At 62.2% G+C, this 22,975-nt stretch carries 17 protein-coding genes; 7 read left to right on the forward strand and 10 right to left on the reverse strand.

Features of this window, described 5'->3' with window-relative positions; translation table 11 throughout:
• Window positions 1–307: 307 nt before the first annotated feature.
• On the reverse strand, window positions 308–712 hold the full coding sequence (locus NKI73_RS31705) for a transcriptional repressor (protein ID WP_352635777.1): 405 nt from the start codon (window positions 710–712) through the stop codon (window positions 308–310).
• Between the two features lie 260 nt (window positions 713–972).
• On the opposite strand from NKI73_RS31705, the gene NKI73_RS31710 reads away from it, so the two are divergent.
• The 5 genes from NKI73_RS31710 to amrB all read left to right on the forward strand — a co-directional run bounded on the left by NKI73_RS31710 (window position 973) and on the right by amrB (window position 9,245).
• Entirely contained in the window at window positions 973–3,180 is a 2,208-nt protein-coding gene (locus NKI73_RS31710) for a caspase family protein (protein WP_352635779.1), read from the forward strand.
• A 68-nt stretch (window positions 3,181–3,248) separates the two neighbouring features.
• Window positions 3,249–3,668 carry a hypothetical protein gene (locus NKI73_RS31715; RefSeq protein ID WP_352635781.1) on the forward strand — a complete coding sequence of 140 codons (420 nt, stop codon included), beginning with the start codon at window positions 3,249–3,251 and terminating at the stop codon, window positions 3,666–3,668.
• The gene (locus NKI73_RS31720) at window positions 3,665–4,366 is read left to right on the forward strand and encodes a DUF4760 domain-containing protein (RefSeq protein WP_352635783.1); all 702 of its coding nucleotides are present in this window, start codon (window positions 3,665–3,667) and stop codon (window positions 4,364–4,366) included. The genes NKI73_RS31715 and NKI73_RS31720 overlap by 4 nt, the downstream gene beginning before the upstream one ends.
• Before the next feature lie 2 nt (window positions 4,367–4,368).
• Complete coding sequence (locus NKI73_RS31725) at window positions 4,369–7,395, forward strand: hypothetical protein (RefSeq protein ID WP_352635785.1); 3,027 nt, start codon at window positions 4,369–4,371, stop codon at window positions 7,393–7,395.
• A 137-nt stretch (window positions 7,396–7,532) separates the two neighbouring features.
• Complete coding sequence (gene amrB, locus NKI73_RS31730; protein WP_352635787.1) at window positions 7,533–9,245, forward strand: AmmeMemoRadiSam system protein B; 1,713 nt, start codon at window positions 7,533–7,535, stop codon at window positions 9,243–9,245.
• A gap of 150 nt (window positions 9,246–9,395) precedes the next feature.
• Here amrB and NKI73_RS31735 read toward each other — a convergent pair whose 3' ends face one another.
• Both NKI73_RS31735 and NKI73_RS31740 read right to left on the reverse strand, forming a co-directional pair.
• Window positions 9,396–11,228, reverse strand: coding sequence for an MORN repeat-containing protein (locus NKI73_RS31735; RefSeq protein ID WP_352635789.1), 1,833 nt, complete (start codon window positions 11,226–11,228; stop codon window positions 9,396–9,398).
• Between the two features lie 151 nt (window positions 11,229–11,379).
• The gene (locus tag NKI73_RS31740; RefSeq protein ID WP_352635791.1) at window positions 11,380–12,474 is read right to left on the reverse strand and encodes a trypsin-like serine peptidase; all 1,095 of its coding nucleotides are present in this window, start codon (window positions 12,472–12,474) and stop codon (window positions 11,380–11,382) included.
• Between the two features lie 349 nt (window positions 12,475–12,823).
• On the opposite strand from NKI73_RS31740, the gene NKI73_RS31745 reads away from it, so the two are divergent.
• On the forward strand, window positions 12,824–13,921 hold the full coding sequence (locus NKI73_RS31745) for a S1 family serine peptidase (RefSeq protein ID WP_352635793.1): 1,098 nt from the start codon (window positions 12,824–12,826) through the stop codon (window positions 13,919–13,921).
• A 75-nt stretch (window positions 13,922–13,996) separates the two neighbouring features.
• Here the strand turns inward: NKI73_RS31745 and mgrA are convergent, their stop codons facing one another.
• The 7 genes from mgrA to NKI73_RS31780 form a co-directional block, all read right to left on the reverse strand.
• Window positions 13,997–15,043 carry an L-glyceraldehyde 3-phosphate reductase gene (gene mgrA / locus NKI73_RS31750; RefSeq protein WP_352635794.1) on the reverse strand — a complete coding sequence of 349 codons (1,047 nt, stop codon included), beginning with the start codon at window positions 15,041–15,043 and terminating at the stop codon, window positions 13,997–13,999.
• A 120-nt stretch (window positions 15,044–15,163) separates the two neighbouring features.
• Complete coding sequence (locus NKI73_RS31755) at window positions 15,164–16,306, reverse strand: Gfo/Idh/MocA family protein (RefSeq protein ID WP_352635795.1); 1,143 nt, start codon at window positions 16,304–16,306, stop codon at window positions 15,164–15,166.
• A gap of 11 nt (window positions 16,307–16,317) precedes the next feature.
• A complete protein-coding gene (locus tag NKI73_RS31760; RefSeq protein WP_352635797.1) occupies window positions 16,318–17,064 on the reverse strand; it encodes a sugar phosphate isomerase/epimerase family protein in 747 nt (248 codons plus the stop codon).
• Window positions 17,065–17,116: 52 nt separating this feature from the next.
• The gene (locus NKI73_RS31765; RefSeq protein WP_352635799.1) at window positions 17,117–18,214 is read right to left on the reverse strand and encodes an ABC transporter ATP-binding protein; all 1,098 of its coding nucleotides are present in this window, start codon (window positions 18,212–18,214) and stop codon (window positions 17,117–17,119) included.
• Between the two features lie 5 nt (window positions 18,215–18,219).
• Entirely contained in the window at window positions 18,220–19,152 is a 933-nt protein-coding gene (locus NKI73_RS31770; RefSeq protein WP_352635807.1) for a carbohydrate ABC transporter permease, read from the reverse strand.
• Window positions 19,153–19,154: 2 nt separating this feature from the next.
• Window positions 19,155–20,042 carry a carbohydrate ABC transporter permease gene (locus tag NKI73_RS31775; RefSeq protein ID WP_352635801.1) on the reverse strand — a complete coding sequence of 296 codons (888 nt, stop codon included), beginning with the start codon at window positions 20,040–20,042 and terminating at the stop codon, window positions 19,155–19,157.
• 77 nt (window positions 20,043–20,119) lie between these two features.
• The gene (locus NKI73_RS31780) at window positions 20,120–21,358 is read right to left on the reverse strand and encodes an ABC transporter substrate-binding protein (RefSeq protein WP_352635803.1); all 1,239 of its coding nucleotides are present in this window, start codon (window positions 21,356–21,358) and stop codon (window positions 20,120–20,122) included.
• Window positions 21,359–21,761: 403 nt separating this feature from the next.
• On the opposite strand from NKI73_RS31780, the gene NKI73_RS31785 reads away from it, so the two are divergent.
• Window positions 21,762–22,817: a LacI family transcriptional regulator gene (locus NKI73_RS31785; RefSeq protein ID WP_352635805.1), complete on the forward strand. Its 1,056-nt coding sequence runs from the start codon at window positions 21,762–21,764 to the stop codon at window positions 22,815–22,817.
• Window positions 22,818–22,975: the final 158 nt, after the last annotated feature.

Consider the following 22,975-nt stretch of genomic DNA (forward strand, 5'->3'; position numbering starts at 1 on the left):
GCTGATAATCGACGAGGCCGTCACAGACGTTCTCGACTCTCCCCCCTGTGAAGGCGAAACCACGCAGGGCGCAATCGCTGTCCCTATGGAGGCTGCATAGCCTCCTGCGTCCTGCGATCCTCAACGCCATGCTGAGGGTAATGCGGCAGGGAGAAATCGTCACGCGCTTCACCGAAATCATTCGCCACGTCTGCGATCCGCCCAGACGGCGCAAAAGCCAATCCGCAGCAGCATGGATCGCCGGCATAGCGTAAAGTTAGCGCCTATGGGGTGCTGTCCCTCCAACATCAGGTTGGCTGGCCTGATCCTAAGCGGCTTCCGCCAGGCACTTGGCGCACGTCCCGCGAAATTCGATCACGGCTTTCTTGGCGGCGAAACCAGTGGAGCGCACCCATTCGTCCAACCGGTGGCCGACATCGTGGTCGGACATTTCGGTCACTTGCCCGCATGTGTCGCAGATGGCGAAGGCGGTCATCGAATGGCTGTGGTCGTGCGGCTCGGCGCAGGCGACGAAGGAGTTGATGCTTTCGAGCCGATGCACGAAGCCGGACTTCACCAGCGTGTCGAGCGCCCGATAGACCTGCAGCGGCGCGCGGAAACCGCGTTCGCGCAATTGATCTAGCAAAGTATAGGCGCTGAGCGGCCCGCTGGCGGCCTCAAGCTTCTCGAGCACGCACAGCTGGTTCTTCGTCAGCACATCCCTTGCCGCCATGGTCCTGATCCAACTCGTCTTGCGTCGCTCGCGCTTCATTTCCGTGCGCAAACAATCCCTGTCCCACCCAGATAGCGACGAACAGGCATTTTTGCTACTGTTTCCAACATCCCTGCCCGGAAGGCTGTCGAGAACCGGCTATTGTCGATCCGGAGTGGGTAGCAGGCAGGTTGCTCTCCGATGCAACATTCAAAATACTGACAAAATCTCCGGCAAGAATTGCCGCGCTTGGAAATTCGATCGGGCTTGGGGAAGCAATCATGATCAAATTGACGCGGCGGACGCTGCTGGTCGGCACGTCCGCGCTGACGATGGCCGGCATGGTGTCGTTCCGGACCATGGCCGCATCGCGCACCTACCATGCGTTGCTGGTCGCCTGTACCGAATATCCCAACCTGCCGCAGAGGAACTGGCTGATCGGGCCGAAGAACGATGCCGGCCTCGTCCACGAATATCTCCTGAAGAATGTGCCCGATCCGGTACGGTTCGCGCCGGAGAACATCACGCTGCTCGCCAAGGATGTCCCCGGCGCCAGTGGCTTGCCGACCCATGCGGCGATCAAGACCGCACTGGCCGACCTTGCCGCCAAGGTGCAGCGTGACGATTTCGTCTATCTGCACCTGTCCGGTCACGGCGCCCAGCAGCCGCAGATAGTCAAGGGCGACGAGACCGACGGGCTCGACGAGATCTTCCTGCCCGTCGACATCGACAAATGGATCCACCGCGACGCCGGCGTGCCGAACGCGCTGATCGACAACGAAATCGGCGCAGCACTCGACGCCATCCGCGACAAGGGCGCCTTCGTCTGGGTCGTGTTCGACTGCTGCCATTCCGGCACAGCGACACGCGCCGTCGAGGTCGACGACGAGCTGGAGCGCAAGGTCGAGTTTGCTGACCTGGTCGGCGGCAGCGAGGCCGAGCGGGCTGCTGCGATCAAGGCCTATGATGAGGTGACATCGGCCGCCGGCTCGCGCGGCGTCGATGACAACGGCGCGCGCAAGCCGGCCTTCAGCCTGACCCCGACCGGCGGCGAACCGATCGCCAAGGGCAAGCTGGTCGCCTTCTATGCCGCACAGACGGTAGAGACGACGCCGGAAATGCCGCTGCCCAAGGGCGCGACGGATGCGCCGCGGTTCGGCCTGTTCACCTTCACTATCCTGTCGAAACTGGCCGAGAATCCCAATGTCACCTACCGCCAGCTCGGCCAGGCCGTGCTGCAGCAATATTCGGCCGACAGCCGCACCCGGCCGACGCCGCTGTTCGAGGGCGAACTGGATGCCCGTGTGTTCGGCACCGACAAGACAGACGCGGTCAAGCAGTGGCCCGTCGTCATCAAGGACGGCGAAGCGACGATCGGAGCCGGCCTGCTGCACCGCCTCACTCCCGGCAGCAAGCTCGCCATCCTGCCTTCGGCACTATCGCCGCTTTCCGATGCAGTCGGCTTTTTGGAAGTGCGGTCGGCCAAGAACCTGGAAAGTCGCGTCAAGCCCGTCGAATTCGACAAAAAGCCGGCGCTTAAAGTCGCCGACATTCCGGCCAACGCCTATGCGCGGGTGGCGGAGATTGCCGTCGACTACAAGCTTATCGTCGCGCGGCCGGCCGTGGCAAAGGGACTTGAGAAGGAAACCGCTCTGGTCAATTCGGTTCTCGACGAACTGGCGACAGCCAAGGAGACCGGTTTCAACATCGAGCTGGTCGAACCCGGCAAAAGCGCCGAACTCCGCTTCGCGGTGATGCGCGAGAATGCCATTACCGGCGCCGCCGAGGATGCGACCGACAAGCCAGCGCTGTGGTTCCTGCCGGCCTCGGGCGACGTGACCCTGAAGGACGGCAGCAAGCCGCCGCTGATCATTATCCACATGGATGACCGCCAGAAGCTGGTCGACGCAACGACCAGGAACCTGCGCACCATCTTCCGCGCCACCGGGCTTTCGCGGCTGGCGGCGGCCTCCGACTACAAGCCCGAGGACCTCGACGTCCAGTTCCAGGTTAAACGCCGCGACAAGGACGGCCTCGAACCCTTGCAGGCTTCCGTGGTGCCGCGCGTTTCACCGGGCGACGAGGTGCATGTGCTGGCCAAGAACAGCTCGGACCTTCTGGTCGACATCAACGTGCTCTATGTCGGCAGCGACTATTCGATCACCCATATCGTTGCCGAGCGCCTCGCCCCTCAGGCCACGCTCGAAGAGGGACTGCTGGCCTTCACCGACACCAGCTTCGGCATGGAACGGATGATCGCGGTTTTGACCGAGGCGCCGCCGGAGAGCGAGAAGGAGGACCTGAGTTTCCTGGCGCAGGACGGCGTCGCCTCGGCGACACGAGGAGTGGGTTCCGCCGCCAGCTTCTCCGACATGCTGACCGATCTCGGCATGGCGCCGGCAACCCGCTCGGTGATGCGGCTTGCCGACAAGAGCGGGCCGAAGGGCGCGGTGATGATCTTCCCGATGGAGACGGTGCCACGCGCCTGAGCGGATGCCGGAGCGAAGGCCAGCTCTTGCACGATCGGCGCGATATGAGAACATTCCCGGCCGCAGCTTTGGCGCATGACGGCCGGATGAAACGGATAGGATCGATTGTGAAGAACTCTGTGTTTTCCTGGCGTGGAACGGTGGCCGGCCTTGCTGGCGGCCTGTTGCTGATCGCCAGCGCTTCGGCGGACGAGGCCTGCGGGCTATGCGTCAAGCAGATCGTCACCAACTCGGAGCTGGCGACGTGTTTTCTCGATCAGTATGACCAGATCGCCAAAAGCAGCAGCAACGCCGTTATCGTTGATCTCAGCAACTGCGCCTCGCGCGGTGTCGTCGAAGCCTTGCCGTCACCGAACAAGGGAGCGACGGAGCCCGACGTGCAGTTCATGATTTCGCGCCCGCAGCTGGAATGCCTGAAAAAGAAGCTGGAGGCGCCAGGCATCGTGCTGGATCCCTCCGCCATCATTGAACTGGATACCTGCCAATGAAAAAACCGGCAGGCAGCACCAGGCAAACAGCAGCGCCCGCGAAAGCACCGACGGCGAAGCAGGCTTTGCCGGAAACCACCGAAGGCTTTCCGTGGCCGAGCAGCCATGAGATCAAGAAGGAGAGCAACCCCTTCACCGACCGCGACTGGCGCATGCTGGTCTATGCCTGGTCGGGCATGGCAGTGCGTCTCGCCATCATCTTCACCTTGATGTTTTCGGTCTACCAGTTCCTGGCCAACCAGGAGCAGAAGCGCGTCGAGCAGACCATGTCGCTGGTCGAACTCTGGGAAAACAAGGACTACCAGCAGGCGCAGCGTGCCCTGAAGGATCGTCTGACGGCCCTCAACGCCAAATATGACAATCTGCTCAGCGCCAACCCCTCGCCGACCGAGGAGCAGGTGTTCCGGCAACGGATCGGCATCGAGGCGATGACCGCCGGTGGTGGCGACATGCCGGTCGCCGATTTCAACGAGAATTTCGACCGCATCGTCTATTTCCTCAACCGCCTGTCGTTCTGTGTCGATGGCGATCTGTGTTCGCGCAAAGTGACCGACGCCTATTTCCGCGACTATGCCGCCTCGTTCTGGAGCTATTTTGCCGGCTACATCGACAAGCAGCGCAAGGCGGGTTCACCCACTTTCGCCACGGCAATCGAGACTTATGTGCGCAATGCACAGCCTGCGGCCGAAGCCAAATAGCGATGGGAAAAACCGGTCTCCGCCTGATGCGCGCCTGCCGCTGGCTGGCTCTCGGCGGAGCATTGATCGGGACTTCGGTTGCCCATGCCGAGGACGCACCGGATTTCCACCTCGACCTCGATACTGGCGGCCATAGTGCGCAGGTCACCGATCTCACCTTCACACCCGATGGCGAAGACATCGTGTCGGCATCCAATGACAAGACCATCCGCATCTGGGACTGGCAGAATGGGGTGATGCTGCGCACCATCCGCGGCTATCTCGGCAATGGCAGCGACGGCAAGATCTTCACGATCGCGGTCTCGCCCGACGGCAAGACGATCGCCGCCGGCGGCTATTTCGGCGCCAGTCTTGGCGACAAGCCGCCCTATGGCGACATCAGGCTGTTCGACTTCGCCACCGGCAAGATGAAGGGAGTGCTCAAGGCCGCCGACTACGCGACCTACGATCTGGCCTTCTCTCCTGATGGGGAAACGCTGGCTGCCGGAGGCGCCGACGGCGTCGTCTATCTCTGGCGGTCTGACGACAAATCCGTGACCGGCTGGACGCTGGACAAGAAGCTCGACGCCGATTCCTGGCACATCGACAAGCTCGCCTTCGCCGCCGGTGGAACCCGTCTGGCAGCGACGACCACTGACAACGGTATCCGGCTGTGGGACGTCGCGAAGGGCGAGGAGATCGCATTGCCCGACGAAGCCGATCCGCTGCGGGACATCAGCGTGATGGCACTGGCGGTTTCGCCCGACGGGGCCTTGTTTGCCACCGGCAGCAAGGACGGGAAGGTCCAGCTCTGGCGCGCGACAGATGGCACGCTGGCACGCGCCATGCCGACGCAGGATTTCTTCATCGGTTCGCTGACTTTCGCCAAGGATGCGCGGCTCATCGCCTCCTGCGGCTATCGCTGCGCCGACAGGCACCGCTCCATCGTCTGGAACACCGACACCGGCGAAAAGACGCTCGACTATACCGGCCATGACGGCACGGTCTATGCCAGCGGCGCCAAGGCTGATGGCTCGCTGATAGCAACCGCCGGCGGCACCCGCAACGCCATCCAGGTCTGGGATCCCGCGACCGGTGAGCGCAAGGCTCTGCTGCAGGGCGTGGGGGAACCGGTGACGGCCGTCGGCATCGACGCGACCAACGACGCCATCGCCTGGGGCAATGCCAACCCTTGCTCCGATCGCGTAGCCTGCCCCGAACAAATGGGCGCGCTGGACAACAAACTGGCACTGCCGACCTCCGAACGCTTCTTCGAGGAGCCGCAGCCGCTGACGGAGCCAGGCTCGTTTGCGCGCGCCGCCCTTACCGACGGCCAGTGGTCGCTGCACGCCAAGGCAGGCGGCAATGACGCGCTGGAAAACGCAGTTCTGGAAATCGCCAATGGCGGCAAGCTGGTACGCAGCATCGAGAACGACGCCACCAACGGTTTTGTTCATTCGGCCTACATACTGATCGACAAGGGTCTTGGCGTGATCACCGGCGGCAATGACGGCACGCTGCTCGAATACCGGACCGCGACCGCGAAAGTGTCGGGCGAATTCACCGGCCACACCGGCGAGATCAACGCCATGGTTGCCTCTGAGAAGGCCGGCCTGCTGGTCACCGGCGGCGCCGACCAGACGCTGAAACTATGGAACCTGAAGACGCACGAGCTGATCGTGTCGATGTTCTTTGCCGGCTCGCAATGGATCGTCTGGATGCCGCAGGGCTACTATTATTCCTCCGACGAGGGCGACAAGCTGATCGGCTGGCAGGTCAACCAGGGGCGCGACCATGAAGGCCGCTTCATCCGCGCCGGCCAGTTGAAGAAATATCTCTGGAGTCCGGAGATGGTGCGCCGGGCAATTATCCTGCGCAGCGCAAAACAGGCGGTCGAGGAAATGCGGCCCGGCGTCGACAACGAGTTGCAGAAGCTTTTGCAGCGCAAGCCGCCGGAGTTCGGCATCCGTCTGGCGGAAGACCAGAGCAAGGTCCGCGACGGCTACGTCGCCGTCGAGATATCAGGCGCCAAGGAAGCTGGAACCGATGTCGCCGGCTTCTCGATCCTGTCGAACAGCCTCAATGTGGGCGATGTCACGGCCCGCTCGGCGGATGGCAGCAGCACCATTATCGAGATACCGGTCGAGAACGGCGAGAACACCATCCGCGTCACCGGCACCAACGAATATGGCTATCTGACCGAACGCAGCGTGACTGCACTGGCGAGGAAGACCGAGAGAACCGAGGCCAAGGGCAAGCTCTATGTGGCAGTCATCGGCGTCGACAAATATCCGTTCCTGACCGACGCCTGTTCGGGCCGCGCCTGCGACCTGCGCTACCCCGTCGATGATGCCACGGAATTCCTCAAGGTAGTTTCGCAAAAATCGGCGCCGCTGTTCTCGTCGATGGAGACGCTGGTTCTGGTCAACCGCGAGGCGCTCGACGAGAGCCCCGACAAGGCCAAGCAAACCTACGCCGTCGCCAGTGCCGAACGCATCATGGAACCCGACTCGGACACGATCGACGATCAGCTCGCCGACTTCCTCGACAGGCCCGGCGAGCACGACACCACCATCATCTTCGTCGCCGGCCACGGCATCAACATCGACGAAGACTATTATTTCATCCCAACCGACGGCCGCAAACAGGATGCCGAGCGCTGGAAGCGCTCTTCGCTTGTCGACTGGTCGGATATCCAGAAATCGGTCGAGCGGGCCAAGGGCATGCGCTTCATGCTGCTCGACACCTGCCATGCCGCCAACGCCTTCAATCCGCGCCTGGAAAAAGACGCGCAGGACGCGCGCATCGTGGTGTTTTCCGCCACCGCCGCCAACAACACCGCAGCCGAACTGCCGGAACTCGGCCACGGCGTCTTCACCTATTCGATCCTCGAAGGCCTGCGCGGAAAGGCCAGGACGTCGGACGGCGGCGTGACACTGTTCGGCCTTGCCGACTATATTTCGCGCGAAGTGGTGCGGCTGACGTCGTCGAAACAGAAGCCGTTCTACTATGTCGGCGGCGTGGAGAACATTGTGCTCGCCGCGCCATGAGGAGGCGAGGCCTACGCCAGGGCACCCCTCTCCCCCGCAAGGGGGGAGGTCGGCTGTCGGGACTGCTTACGCTGATCTGCAGCGCTGCAAGAAAACTCGCGAGGCGGAAGCTGCCAATCTCCCCCCTTGCGGGGGAGATGTCCGGCAGGACAGAGGGGGGTGCCTGCGCGCCGGCCAGCATCCTGCTGATCTTCGCCATCACTCTCCTGCCCCTCCCCGGCTTCGCCGCACCTGTCGTCTGCCCGCCGGGCACCGATAACTTTCCGCCCTTCTACGACGAGGTCACGCTGTTCAAGGATGCTATCGCCAGCGTCGCCGATATCCAGCCTTCCAACCAGCGGCTGACCGGCATCACGGTGCCACACCATCTGCTTGCTGCCGATCTGGTGGCGCTCGGCTTCCGGGCGGCGTCGGGTTTCCGCTACAAACGGATCATCATCCTGTCGCCGGACCATTTTCACAAGACGCACAAGCTCTACGCCACCACGCTGCGCGGCTTCGACACCGTGCTTGGCCCGGTCGCGGCCGACACCAATGCCGTACGTCGTCTCGAGACGAACGGCGACATGGTCGAGGAGTCGTGCCTGTTCGACAAAGAGCATGGCGTGCGTGCCATGCTGCCTTTCCTGCACCACTATTTCCCCGAGGCGAAAATCGTGCCCGTGGCAATGTCGGTGAAGGCGCGTCGCGGCGACTGGGACAGGCTGGCCGAGGCTTTAAAGCCGATTGTCGACAAGGACACGCTGATCGTCGAATCCACCGACTTCTCGCACTATCTGCCGCAGCATGACTCCAGACGCTTCGACCAGCAGTCCCTGAACATGCTGGCCGCCGGGTCGCTCGACGGCATAGCTGCACTTCGCCAGCCCGATCATGCCGATTCCGTCGGCGCGCTCTACATCCAGACAAGGCTGCAGCGCGAGCTGTTCGGCGCCCTGCCGCTGGTCGTCGCCAACGAAAACTCGCAGGAACACACGTCGGACTATGTCGAGCGGACCACCAGCTATGTCGTTGCGCTGTTCGGCGCCTTCGGCCCCGGCTTCAACAATCCGGCACGGCCAAAGGACAGGATCTATTATCTCGCCGGCGACGTGAATTTCGGCCGCGCCATGAAGAAGATCCTGGTTCGCGACGGCGTTGCCGACCGCATCGTCGACAGCGCTCTGGCCCTGACCGGATCGCGGCCGCTGATCGTCAACCTCGAAGGTGTTATCCTGCCCAACGTGCCGGAAGCGATCGACGACATGACGCTGGCGATGCCGCAAGACCTGGCTGTCGACATGCTGAAGCGGCTGCATGTCGCCGGCGTCGGGCTCGCCAACAACCACGCCTACGATCTCGGACCGTCAGGCTATGCCGAGACGCTACGCGCGCTGGATGAAGCCGGCATCCCGCATTTCGGCCAAGGCGAGACGCTGGCGCTTGCCGATCTCGACCTTGTCGGCCTGACCGACATCGACACCAACGGTTCGAAGAACACCGACCTGCTCACCCCTGCCCTGCTCGACCGGCTGCTGCACGAGGATGCCGAGCGGCCGGTGGTCGCCTTCGTCCATTGGGGCCGCGAATACAAGACCGCACCGTCGAAGCGGGAAGACATACTTGCCGACCAGATGCGCCTGCGCGGCGCTTCAGTCATCATCGGCGGCCACCCACATGTGTCGAGCGAAGCGATTGTCCCGCTGGGCGGCGGCGATGTGGCGGAGGTCTATTCGCTCGGCAATTTCCTTTTCGACCAGCGCGCCGAACGCTCGTCCGGATCGATGCTGGAACTGCGCGTCTTCGCCCAGGGCACGATCTTCACCAGGCTCATTCCCCTTCCCAACTATTTCGAGATGGGCAGGAAATAAACGCTCCCAGGGTGTGTTGAGATTCAGGTCAGGCCGAGTCGAAAACGGCAGGTTCCGAGAACCGGAGCGGAGCGTACTTTTCGTACGCGAGCACCGGAAGCGTAGGAAGCTGCCGTTTGCAGACCGGCATCACCTGAATATCGACACACCCTAACCGCAGCCGACCATATCGCGCGGCAGATAACAGGCCGCCGGCTCGGTCCTGGTCTCGAACAGCGACTGCTTCGGCCGGAAATAGAAGAAGGTGACCGGCTTGCTCTCGCGCATGCTGCCGTCGGCAAAATGCGCCGCGATGCTGAAGCTGTGGATCGACGACATCGACGACCACATTTTCAGCCGCGCCGTATAGGCGCTGATCTTCTTGTTGCCGCGCACCGGCATGGCGATGGTGTAGTCATGCTTGCCGATCGGGAACTCGATGTTCTGGTAGCGCATCGCTTCCGGTGTACCACCGCCACCGTCGCCACATTCGGCCATCGATTCCGGCGTCTCGAAGACCGCCATGGTGATGGAGGTGCGGAACGGCTCGCTCTGCTGGTAGACATGACCTTCGTCATCCGCCCACGAATAGTCGAACTTGCCGATCGCGTTCAGCGTCATCGCCTGTTGCATGTTGCCGAGATAGTCGGCGACCTCGCCGAATTTGATCTTGTTGGTCAGCTGGCTGCGGCAGACATTGAGACTGTCTACCGAAGGACAGGGAAAACGTCCCGTCTCCAGGCTGGCCGTATCGACGCCGGCTTCAGCGAGCACGCTCTTGACCGATACGTCGACGCCGTCGCCGAAACTGCCGACGTCCTTTGTGAACATGCGGCTGGGTTCACCGGTCGGGTTGTCTTCGTCGTCGACTGCAGTGAACTGGATCGACATCTTCATGTCCTTGGCGTCACCCCAGCCATTATTGACGATCGAGAAATCCGGCCTGAATCCGACGCAGCCGAAATGCTCCGATATCGACAACATCGGCTTGCGATAGGCATCGCTGGCGGCGACCTTCATTTCCAGACTGTCGAGCTTGACCTTGGACTGGTCGGTCGTCTTGAGATCGACTTCCGCAAAGGCCGGCGCGTCCTCCCAGTCCATGCCTTGATAGACATTGCCGGTGGCGATCTGGCCGATGCCGCTCCAGCTGTCATTGTACTGGTCGGATTGCGGATAGATCGCGATGTCTTCGTCACGCACCAGATGCTGGTACTGCATGTCGGACTGCTGAGTCATACGCTGATCGACCGCGACGCCGATCTCGACCTTGTCGGCATCTCCGCCGCCGGTCTGCACCTTGAGGAGCCCACCGACCCTGGCATCGGCCAGCACGTCGGGGCGCGAGCCGCCAACCTCCTTGCCCATCGCCCATTGCGATGTGTAGACCGTGCCCCCAGCCAGCCGCATGCGGCCCTTGCCGTTCTTCAACCCGTCGACAAATGAGCCGGCAAAAATCTCCCCGGTCTTTGACAGCAGCCGCCCCTCGCCATTCGGCACGCCGGCGACGAACTGCCCCTCATAGCGGTTGCCGTCGGCGTCGACATGGATGCCCTTTCCGCTGAGTTCTCCGGCAAGCCAATGCCCGTCAAAAACCTCGCCCGAACGCAGCTCGAGCCGGCCTTGCCCGTCGGGGCGGCCTTCCCCGATGTCACCGAAATAGCTGGAATAGATGGTTTTGGGATCATAGCGTGCCGAGCCGCGCACCCGCCAGACCAGCCTGCCCTTGCCGTTGATGGTGCCGTCTTCGGCAATCGTCCGGTCAGGCGACTGGCCTGCGGCTGGCTCCCAGACGAAGTCGAGGCCCTTCTCCGGATGGAAATCCCAAACCCGGACCGTCCTGCGCAGCACCGAGCGCGTGTCTGCCTGGTAGAGGATCTGCACCCGTTCCGCCCAGGCCCCATCAGTGGGTGCGGCGGCCGGATCGGCGAAGGCCTGCAAAAGCATCAACGCGGCCAGCATCGATGCCGCCGCGATCCCCGACACTGCCCTTGCCCGCGCCATCCTTGAGCCCCCATGGATGCCAACCCCTTGGCTGATCAAGCGTAGTCGGCGAGCCGGCCTCGTGCAAGAGAAGCCGCATTCGAAGCATCGCCACGAAAAAAGGCGGCGGGATCGACCCGCCGCCTTTATCTTCACCGCGAATAAGCAGCGCCTATTTATACAAGCTGTTGATCCACTGGACGTTGGCAGCGTTCAGGCGCACGGCGGTGTTCGCGTCGGGGCTTTCCGCCACGTTGACGCCGGTGATGATGCGCTGCTTGGAGTTGTTGTCGTAAGCATAGACCGAGCTGCCGCTCGACCCTGGGAACGTATCGCAGTCATACTGGAAATATTCCGGGGCGATGTTTTCGGCATGCACTTCGCAGTTCGCCTTCCACATCGTGCCCATCGGCTTGTCGCCGGGATAGCCGACGAGATTGGCGGTGAAGTCGCCGAGATCGTCATAGTTGGCGTAGCCCAGCCAGCCAAGGTTGGTGCCGACGTCCTGCTTCAGCGTGACGATGCCGAGATCCCATAGAAGGACCGAACCATAATAGCCCTGGTAGTTGTCGATAAAGCCTTGCAGAACATAGGCGCTTTCAAAGGTGAAGGCGCCGAACGGTGCGTCATCGGCGGTGCTGCCATTGAGGCCTGGCACGAACAGATACTCGGAGAGCCAGTCCTTGTCCTCATGGCTATAGAGGCAGTGCGCCGCGGTGAGCACCGTGCGCGGGCCGATCAGCGTTGCCGAACAGCTGCCAAAGCTGCCCGTTTTCGGCGACTTGGCTTCGAGATAGCCTATTGCCGAGAACGGATAGGTCTTGGTGTTCTTGACCTGCTCGCGATCATCGGTGCCGAAAACCTGACGGCCGGCTTCGCCTTCACCGAGATCCGGATCCTCTGTCTTCCGCTGGGCTCCATCTGTTCCATTGGCCGGAGCATTCAGTTCCTTGATGATAAGGTCCCTCAGCGCTTCGCTCGGCTCGATCTTGATCTCCTTGCCATCGGCGGACCGTCCGACGATGCCATAAGATTTGACAGCCGTTGCCTCGTCAGCAAGCGGCGCGGCGCGGCTGTCTTCGTCAGTCAGCTTCGGCGGCGCGATTGGTTTCGCCCGCCCGGGCTTGTAGTCGCCTGAAGTCACGTCCCGCATGCTTTCGCCATTGCCGGCACTGGCAGAGCCAGGATCGGCAGCGAAAACCGGGACCGCCCACATTGCGGTGGAAAGCAATGCGGACGCAACAAGTTCGTTTGTCAGTTTTGTCATGGTGAGACTCTCCCAAAAGTCAGCAAGGACTGGATCAAAATACAGAAATATTGTCGAGATCGTGGTGAAGCCGAAAAATGAGTTTGGTTACCGGCGCCTGAACCTGATCATCACCCCATACGGTCTGTCAAAGGCCCCCGCCAAAGACATCCGCGCAGATATATTGCCTAAATTTATACAACATTGGAATGACAAATCGCTTCCACGTAGCCCGTGGGGGGCTATAGGGTTTTGAGTGGGTTCCGCACAGGAACGCGATCCGCGAAGCAACGCCTGCTTGCCGGCGACTGTTTCGTTGATCATGCGCCGGGGCTGGCTCGTTCGGGAACGTGTCTCAGGAGGATTTCAGGTGCACATCATCCATCGGTTCAGGCCGATCGCCGCCGCGTCTTTGCTCGGCATCGCTGCCGCCCTTGCGGCCGCCAACACTGCCCAGGCGGACGAAGGTGCCGCCAGGCCCGAAGCGGCGGTTTCGCCGATGAAGCGGGTGGCCGATGCAAGAGCGAAGGCCACGGCGGAAAACCCCGACGGCGCCGACCGCGTCTATGGTGGCAACCAGGCCGAAAAGGGCGCCTATCCGTTCCAGGTCGCGCTGCTCACCGCCGACAGGCTGGACGAGAACCCGGCTTCGCAGGCCAATGCCCAGTTTTGCGGCGGCAGCCTGATCGCGCCGCAATGGGTGCTGACGGCAGCACATTGTCTCAACGATGAGGGCAAGCCGATTTCGCCGGAGAGCGTCACCGTGCTGACCGGCGCCACTGACCTCAGCGAGGGTAAACGCCACAAGGTCGTGGAGGTTATCGTCAACGAAGGCTACAGCGAGCAGACGCTCGATAACGACCTCGGCCTGCTCCGGCTTGCCGAACCGGCCGATGCGCCGACAATCAAGGTCACCCATGACGCGACACCAGATACCGGCAAGACGACAGTCACCGGATGGGGCAAGATGCAGGATGGCACCTTCCCGACCACGCTGATGGTCGCCGACCTTGACCTGCAGCCGAACCAGGCCTGCAATAGCGGCATCAAGGCCATTTATGCGCATGATCTGAAGGCAGCACTTGGCGATCTGTCCCACCGTATGCGCTATTCGGAAAAAGGCATCGACGCGGCCGCCAATGCGATCGCCGCCGATATGACCGACCCGCTGACCGGCAATATGATCTGCGCCGGCACCACCAGCGGCGTGCGCGATGCCTGCAACGGCGACAGCGGCGGCCCGCTGTTCATGACCGGCACCGGCGGCCCGATCCAGGTCGGCGTCGTCAGTTGGGGCGAAGGCCCGGCGGACGGCAGTGCGGCCTGCGGCCACAAGGACGCCTATGGCATCTACACGCGGTTGGCCAATTACACCGGCTGGATCGAGGCGAAGATGAAAACTTCTGCTCCGGCGCCTGCAAAACCCAAGGCGGGACTGGGCACGGCTCAGAAGCCGAAGACGCCCTGAACCAGGGCACTTGCCTTCACACGAGAGAATGGCGGGACTCCCGCCGTTCTTGTTTTGCCGGCTTATCGAGCAGGCTTATTTCCTCGGCGGACCTTTGCGCTCGGCCGAGGCCGCCCACAGATTGATGTCGGACTCGCGCGCATAGGTATCGATCTCGGCGAGCTCGGCATCGCTGAAGTCGAGCACCTTGAGCGCGCCAACGCAGTCCTCGACCTGCTCCGGCCGGCTGGCGCCGATCAGCGCCGATGTCACCTTGCCCCTGCGCAGCACCCAGGCCAGCGCCATCTGCGCCAGCGTCTGCCCGCGCTTGCCGGCGATGGCGTCGAGCGCCTTGATGTTGGCGATGGTCTTGTCGTTGATGAAGGCAGTCCTCAGCGACTTGCCTTGGGAGGCGCGGCTGCCGTCGGGGATACCGCCGAGATACTTGTTGGTCAGCATGCCTTGCGCCAGCGGCGAGAACACGATGGAGCCGACGCCGAGCCCTTCGAGCGTATCGAGCAGGCCATCGTCCTCCACCCAGCGGTTCAGCATCGAATAACTCGGCTGGTGGATGACGCATGGCGTGCCAAGCTGCTTCAAGATATCGGCGGCCTCGCGCGTGCGCTGCGAATTGTAGGAAGAGATGCCGGCATAGAGCGCCTTGCCGGAGCGCACGGCATGGTCGAGCGCGCCCATGGTTTCCTCCAGCGGCGTGTCGGGATCGAAACGGTGCGAATAGAAGATATCGACATAGTCGAGCCCCATCCGCTTCAGGCTCTGGTCGAGGCTGGCAAGCATGTATTTGCGCCCGCCCCATTCGCCGTAAGGCCCGGCCCACATCTCGTAGCCGGCCTTGGTCGAGATGATCAGCTCGTCGCGGTAGCCGGCGAAGTCGGTGCGCAGTATCTCGCCGAAAGCGGTCTCCGCCGAGCCGGGCGGCGGACCGTAATTGTTGGCGAGGTCGAAATGCGTGATGCCGAGATCGAAGGCCTTGCGCGCGATCGCCTGCTTCGTCTTGTGCGGCGTATCGTTGCCGAAATTGTGCCACAACCCCAGCGAGATCGCCGGCAGTTTCAGGCCGGAGCGGCCGCAGCGATTGTAGATCATTTTTTCATAGCGGTTTTCGGCGGGTGTGTAGGGCATGGGGAATCCTCAATGGAAGCAAGCTAGCCCCACTGCCATCGCGACGACGCGGCGAGTAGGCTTCGCCCCTCACCCTTACCCTCTCTCCGTCGGAACGGGGAGAGGGTTGAGGTGTGCTGCTTACTTCTTCTTCGCCAAAAGCTCCTTGGCTTGCTTGACGCCAAGCGCGGCCGGCCGCTCGCAGGTCGTCTGCATGGCGACGAACTTGCCGGTTTCGCCGGAGCGCAACAGGCCGGTCATGACGTCGACGGCATGCAGTGCCAGTTCCATCGAGCAGCGGTGCGGCCGGCCTTCCGCGATCGCCACCGCCATGTCGGCGAGGCCTGATGTGCGGTAATTGGCCATCATCCCTTGCGAATGCATCTCATTGGGAACACCGAACGGATGCGGCCATTTCGGCAGCTTCTTGACCGGCTTGGCCGAGTCTGTGAACCGCACGTGGCCACCGAAGAAATTCGGATCAGGCACGAACACCGTACCCGCCTCGCCATAGAGCTCCATCGGCGCGTGGCCATGGGTCCAGACGTCCCAGCTGGTGTTGAGCGTCACCACGGCACCGTTCTCGAACTCCAGCAGACCGTGGATGGTTGTCGGCGTGTTGACCGGAATTTTTTCGCCAGCGCGCGGCTTTGAACTGATCGTGCGTTCCTTGGCCGGCGTCGTCGCAAAGGCAGCGACCTGTTTTACCGGTCCGATCAGCTGGATCAGATTGGTGATGTAGTAGGGTCCGATGTCGAGCACCGGACCTGCGCCTGGCTGGAAGAAAAAGTCGGGATTGGGGTGCCAGTGCTCCATGCCGTGGCCCATGACGTGGCAGGTGCCGCTGGTGATCTTGCCTAGCTTGCCGGTATCGATCAGGTCGCGGACCAGCTGATGCGCACCGCCCAGGAACGTGTCGGGAGCCGAGCCGATGCGCAGGCCTTTCGCCTCGGCGCGTTTCTTCAGGTCGAGCCCTTCCTTGACCGACAGCACGAAAGGCTTTTCCGAATAGACGTGCTTGCCGGCGTCGAGGATCTGCTTCGACACCTCGTAGTGCACCGCCGGAATGGTCAGGTTGACGATAATGTCGATGTCGTCGGCCTTGAGCAACCCGTCGACGGTCTCGGCGCGCAGCTTGAACTCCTTTGCCCGCGCCTTGGCAGCCTCCATGTTGATGTCGGCGCAGGCCCGCATCTCGATACCGCGAAACAGCGGCGCCAGTGAAAAATACGCCTTCGAGATGTTGCCGCAGCCGATGACGCCGATGCCAAGTTTCTTTGCCATGCTGATTGCTCCTAGTAGGTCTTGACGGCTGCGATGGAGCGGCGGGCGAAGCGCTCGATGTCGTTGGGGTTGTCCTGTTCCATGACGTAATATTGGGCGGCAGTCTTGGCGCGCAGCACCTTGATCAGGCCGGCCCAGTCGATGATGCCATGGCCGACATCCGACCAGCCATCCTCATCCAGCCCCTCGCCCGGCTTGGCCATGTCCTTGACATGGACGGCGCTGATGCGCTTGCCATGCTTCTCGATCCAGGGCAGCGGATCATCGCCGCCGCGCACGACCCAAGCGACGTCCATCTCCCAGCTGATGTCGGGCGCCGCCGTGAGGATGAGATCCTGCGGCACCGATCCGTCGGCGAGTTTCTTGAACTCGAAATCATGGTTGTGCCAGGCAAAGCCGTAGCCGGCCTTTTTCGCGGCGTCGCCGACCTTGGCCAGCCGCTCGCCAAAACCGCGCCAGCCGGCCGCGTCGGATGGCCGCTGATCGGGCATCAGAAAAGGGCAGATCAGCAGTTTGATGCCAAGCGCGTCGGCAATCGTGCGCACGCCATCAAAATCGTTTTCGAGCGCATCGATCGAGAAATGCCCGGTCGGCATGGCGAGGCCGTTCTTGTCGAGTTCAGCGCGAAAGGCCTTGGGATCATCATAGACGCCTCCGAAGCCCTCGACTTGCGTGTAGCCGAGCTTGCCGAGCGTGGCGAGCACACCTTCCCAGGGCAGGAAATTGCGGGCGCTATAGAGTTGGAATGACCAGTTCATCGTCTCTGTCCGTTTTGCTTGGGATTGTCGCTGGAAGAATGGTTCTCGCGAGCTAGATGCGGGTGCCGGTTGCGGTGTCGAAAAGCGAAGCGCGCATCGGATCGAAGCCGACCGTCACCGCCTCATCGTTGTTGGGCGTGCGTTCCGAGGTCACCCGGACGCTGAAATTCTGCTGGGCAAGCTTCAGCCAGACCAGCGTGTCGGAGCCCATCGGTTCGACCACCTCGACATTGGCGGCGGTCGAGAACGGCCAGCCCGTGCCGCTGTTCAGGCTGACATGCTCGGGCCTGATACCGAATACGGCTGGGCCGGCCGTTGGAGGACCGGCAAAGTCATAAGTGCCGAGCGGAATCTCGAGAGAGTCGGCCACGAACCGCCAACCGCCGTCTGCGTTTTCGAGCCGGCCGTCGATGAAGTTCATCGCCGGCGAGCCGAGGAAGCCGGCGACGAATCGGTTGACCGGCCTGTTGTAGATAGTCTGCGGCGCATCGAGCTGCTGGATGACGCCGCCCTTCATCACCGCGATTCGATCGGCCAGCGTCATCGCCTCGATCTGGTCGTGGGTGACGTAGATCATGGTGTTCTGCAGCTTGCGATGCAGCAGCTTGATCTCGACGCGCAGCTCGGCGCGCAGCTTGGCATCGAGATTGGACAGCGGCTCGTCGAACAGGAACACGTCGACATCGCGCACCAGCGCCCGTCCGATCGCCACGCGCTGGCGCTGGCCGCCGGAGAGCGCCGCCGGTTTGCGTTGCAGCAGCGGCTCGATCTGCAGGATCTCGGCCGCCCGCGCGATGCGCTTGGCGATCTCGTCTTTTGGCGTGCCGGCGACACGCAGGCCGAAGGACAGGTTCTTCTCCACCGTCATTTGCGGATACAGCGCATAGGACTGGAACACCATGCCGATGCCTCGGTCCTTGGGCTCTTCCCAGGTGACGTTCTTGCCCTTGATGAAGATGCGGCCTTCGGAGATATCGAGCAGGCCGGCAATGCAGTTGAGCAAAGTTGACTTGCCGCAGCCGGACGGGCCGAGCAGCACGATGAACTCGCCCTCGGCGACATCGAGATTGAGGGTCTCCAAGACAGTCACCACACCGAAATTCAGTGACAGGTCCTGGATCGAAACGCTGATGCCGTTGGCTGCCGTCATCGCCGTCACCCCTTCACCGCGCCGGCGGCGATGCCGCGCACGAAAAGCTTGCCGGAAATGAAGTAGACGATCAGCGGCACAAGCCCGGTGAGGATAGTGGCGGCCATGTTGACATTGTACTCCTTCACGCCTTGTACCGAGTTGACGATGTTGTTGAGCTGCACCGTCATCGGATAGGTATCGGGGCGGGTGTAGACGACGCCGAACAGGAAGTCGTTCCAGATCCCGGTCACCTGCAGGATGATGGCGACGACGAAGATCGGCAGCGACATCGGCAGCATGATGCGCAGGAAGATGCCCCAGAAGCCCGCGCCGTCGACCCGCGCCGCCCTGAACAGCTCTTCCGGCATCGAGGCAAAATAATTGCGGAAAAGCAGCGTCAGGATCGGCATGCCGAAAATGGAATGGACGATCACCAGCCCGCTGAGACTGCCGTAAAGGCCGATCTCGCGCAGGATGATGACGATCGGATAAATCATCACCTGGTAGGGAATGAAGGCGCCGACGATCAGGATGACGAAAAACGTGTCGGCGCCCTTGAAGCGCCAGTTGGCCAGCGCGTAACCGTTCACCGAGGCGATGGCGATCGACAGCAGCACCGACGGCACGGTGATGCGCACCGAATTCCAGAAGCCGCGCGAAAGCCCGTCGCAATTGAGGCCAGTGCAGGCCGTCGACCACGCCTTGACCCACGGCTCGAAGGTGATCTCGAGCGGCGGCGAAAAGATGTTGCCGAGCCGGATCTCCGGCATCCCCTTGAGCGAAGTGACGACCATCACATAGAGCGGCAACAGATAGTAGGCCGCCATGACAAACAATGTGCCGTAGAGGAAGATGTTGCGGCGCGAAATCATGCGGCGCGGCTTCGGGCCGTAGGGGCCGATGATGTCCTGGCGCGTGCCGGTGGCAACGCTTGTTTGAGCGGTGGTGTTTGCCATGCTCATTTGCGCCGCCCGAATTCGAGATAGGCCCATGGCACGATGACGATCACCACCGAGAGCAGCATCATGGTCGAGGCGGCAAAACCCTGGCCGAGGTTCTGGGCGAAGAACATGTAGTCATACACGTACTTGGCCGGCACCTCGGAGGCGATGCCCGGGCCGCCGCTGGTCTGGGCCACGACGAGGTCATAGACCTTGACGATGCCGGAAGCGATGATGACGAGCGTGGTGATGAAGACCGGCCGCATCATTGGGATGACGATGAACAGATAGGTCTTCCACATTGGTATCCCATCCACCCGCGCGGCCTTCCAGATGTCCTCGTCGATGCCACGCAGGCCGGCCAGCATCAGGCACATGATGAGCCCGGTGCCTTGCCACAGTGCCGCGATCGATATGCCGTAGATGACGATACTGGAATTGTAGAGCGGGTCGAAGCTGAAGCTCTCCCAGCCCAGTCCCCGCACCACATGCTGGATGCCGAAGTCCGGGTTGAGCAGCCACTGCCAGACAAGGCCGGTGACGATGAACGAGAGCGCAAAGGGATAGAGGAAGATGGTCCGGAATGTGTCCTCGAAGCGGATCTTCTGGTCGAGCAGCGCGGCAAGGAGGAAGCCGACGACCAGTGAGAACACCAACGAAATCGCGCCGTAGATCAACAGATTCTCGATCGAGATCAGCCAGCGCGGCGTCGCCCACAACCGGTAATACTGGTCGAGCCCGACGAAATTCAGCCGCGGCAAGAGCTTCGAATTGGTGAAGGAATAGAGCACCGTCCAAAGCGTGCCGCCGACGAAAACCACCCCTGCGGTGAGGATCATCGGGATCGAGGCGACCTTCGCATTGAGGTTGCGGAACAGCGGGTTGGGGCGTTCGCTCTTGCTCATCTCGTCAAGCCGGCTGGGTAAGGGCGGTGCGCTCCCGACCCTGCCAGGGTCGGGAGCGAGGTGAGTAGCCTCCAACGTCAGTCCGCCGAAGCGATGAGGTCGGCGAACCGCTTCTGCGCCTCTTCAACGGTCAGTTCCGGCTTGGCGAAGAATTCGGCGAAGAGATCTTCCTTCTGCTTCTGGGTGTCCTGTGAAAGCAGCTGGTCCGTCCATGGTATGACGGCGCCCTTGGCGAGGATGGCGAGGCCTTTCTTCATGCAGTCGTTCGCTGCATTGAGATCGACGTCGCCGCGCACCGGCAGCGAGCCCTTCTTGAGATTGAAGGCAACCTGCGTCTTGGGATCGAGCAGAGTTTCGGCCAGCACCTCCTGCGCCTTGGATTTGTCGGCATCCTTCAGCAGCGGGAAGTAGAAGGCGTCGCCGCCTGTGGCGATGACTTCGTTCAGCCCCAGGCCTGGCAGGCACGTATAGTCCTTGCCTGCGGTCTTGCCGGCAACCTGGAACTCACCTTGTGCCCAGTCGCCCATGATCTGACCGCCGGCCTTGCCGGTGATGACGAGGTTGGTCGCCTGGTTCCAGTCCTGCACATTGGTGTTCTTCGCCATCTTGCGGGCGTCGTCCGCGGCCTTGAAGACCTTGGCGACTTCGGGCCCGGCGGCAAATGTCGCGTCCTTATCCTTGTAGACCTTGAGGAAGGTGTCCGTGCCGCCGACCGCTGCCAGAAGCACGTCGAAGGCGCCGGAGGATTGCCAGGCCTGTCCGCCGACGGCGAGCGGGATGATGCCCGCCTTCTCCAGCGCGGGCGCTGCCGCAACGAATTCATTCCAGTCCTTCGGCAATGGCACGCCGGCCTTCTCGAAGGCCTCATTCGACAGCCACAGCCACTGCCAGGAATGGATATTGACCGGCACGCAATAAATCTTGCCGTCGATGGTGCAGCTGTCGAGCAGGCTCTTCGGCCGCACGACTTCCGTCCACTTGCCCTTGGTTGCTACATCGGTGAGGTCGCGCATCAGGCCGGCCTGAACCAGTTCTTCAGCCTGCCGGCCATGATTGAACTGGGTGGCCCCCATCGGATCGCCACCGGTTATACGGCTGATCATGATCGGCCGCGCCGTGCCGCCGGAGCCGGCGATGGCGCCGTCGACCCAGTGATTGCCGGTGGCGTCGAAAGCCTTGGCGAACTCGGCGACAGCCGCGGCCTCACCGCCTGAAGTCCACCAATGGGTGACCTCCAGGTCGGTTGCGGCGGCCGGACCGGCGAACTGCAGTGCGGCTGTCGCTGCCAGCGCAGCGGTCAAAAGTTTATAGCGCATTTCGGTTCCTCCCAGAATCTGAAACGTTACAGATTTTCGATACGGGAATTGCGCGAACTGCGCAACCCCATAGATAACGAGGGCCCAACATTTTTTCGAGCCACGAACAAATTCGCATGGGCGGCCGCTCCATGTGCAGCGCAATATCGGTCGCTGCACTGCAAAACATCGAAATGGCGCACGAAAGCCGGCAAAAAGTGATGGCGAGGGCAATTTCCTCTGGAATCCCAATGAGTTTTGCAAAGAGCCGGCCCCTCATCACGAGCAGCCGGCATCTCGACATTGGCAATCTGTAACGTTTCAGTATATTGAGGCTTCACCGGGGTTGGAGCGCATATCGTATCGCAATGGCGGCGATTGCCGGCCCGGGCTGCGGCTGCTATGCGCCTGACGGGCGGGACGAATGGACAGACGGCGTACGGACAAGAATGAGGAAGCGTCGGCGCAAGGCCGGCCGACGCTGAAGACGCTTGCCTTCATGACCGGGCTCGGCGTCACCACTGTGTCGCGTGCCTTGAAGGATGCCCCGGAAATCGGCGCAGAAACCAGGCGCCGTGTCCAGCTCGTCGCCAAGCAGATCGGCTACCGGCCGAACCGAGCCGGCGTACGCCTGCGCACCGGCAGGACCAATGTCATCAGCCTGGTGCTGAACACCGATCGCGAGATCATGAGCTTCGTCTCGGACATCATCTATGGCGTTTCGGAAGTGCTCGCCGAAACGCCCTATCACCTAATCGTCACGCCCTATTCCCGCTCGCAGGATCCGATGGAGCCGATCCGCTATCTGGTCGAGACCGGCTCGGCCGACGGCGTCATCATCTCGCGCACCCAGCCCAACGATCCGCGCGCCCGCTACATGCTTGAGCACGGCATGCCTTTTGCCACGCATGGCCGTACCGATATGGGTCTCGTGCACCCCTACCATGACTTCGACAACCATGCGTTCGCGATGGAAGCCGTGCGCCGGTTGGCGAGCATGGGCCGGCGCAGGCTGGCGCTTCTGTCGCCGCCGCCCGGGCTGACCTACTACAGCCATACGCTGAACGGCTTTGCCGATGCGCTGAGCGAGGTGGGCGCCAGCGAAATCCCGTTCAACACCGTTTCGATCGACCATACGATCGAGCAAATCAGGATGAGGACGGCTCAGGTGATGTGCCGGGATGTCAGGCCGGACGGCTTCGTCAGCAGCGCCGCCGCGGCGACGCTGGCCATCGTCGCCGGCATCGAGGATGCCGGTCTCAAGCTCGGCCGCGATGTCGATGTCGTATCGAAGCAGTCGTCGGACCTGCTGCACCTGTTCCGCAGGGAATTGCTGGTCGTCAACGAGAATTTCCGGCTGGCCGGCTCCGAGCTTGCCCGCTCGGTGCTCGGCTTGATTGGCGGCGCCGCACCAGGCTCCTTGCAGAGCCTTGTCGTCGCCGGTGACGTCCAGTCGTTCAGCCCGCCGGTGCCCGTCTAGCTGTGAGCTTTCAGAGGGTTGTCCATTCGGACCGGACCGAGGAGACTGGAGTTACCAAGCTGCAGCACTCACGGGAGGGTCCGAATGAACATCCACAAGAATGCCCGTCTCACGCCGCTGCGTCGAGAGGAGATGGCGCTGTCGGTCATTGAGGGGCG

Source organism: Mesorhizobium sp. M0496 (assembly GCF_040321205.1).
Taxonomy (GTDB): Bacteria; Pseudomonadota; Alphaproteobacteria; order Rhizobiales; family Rhizobiaceae; genus Mesorhizobium.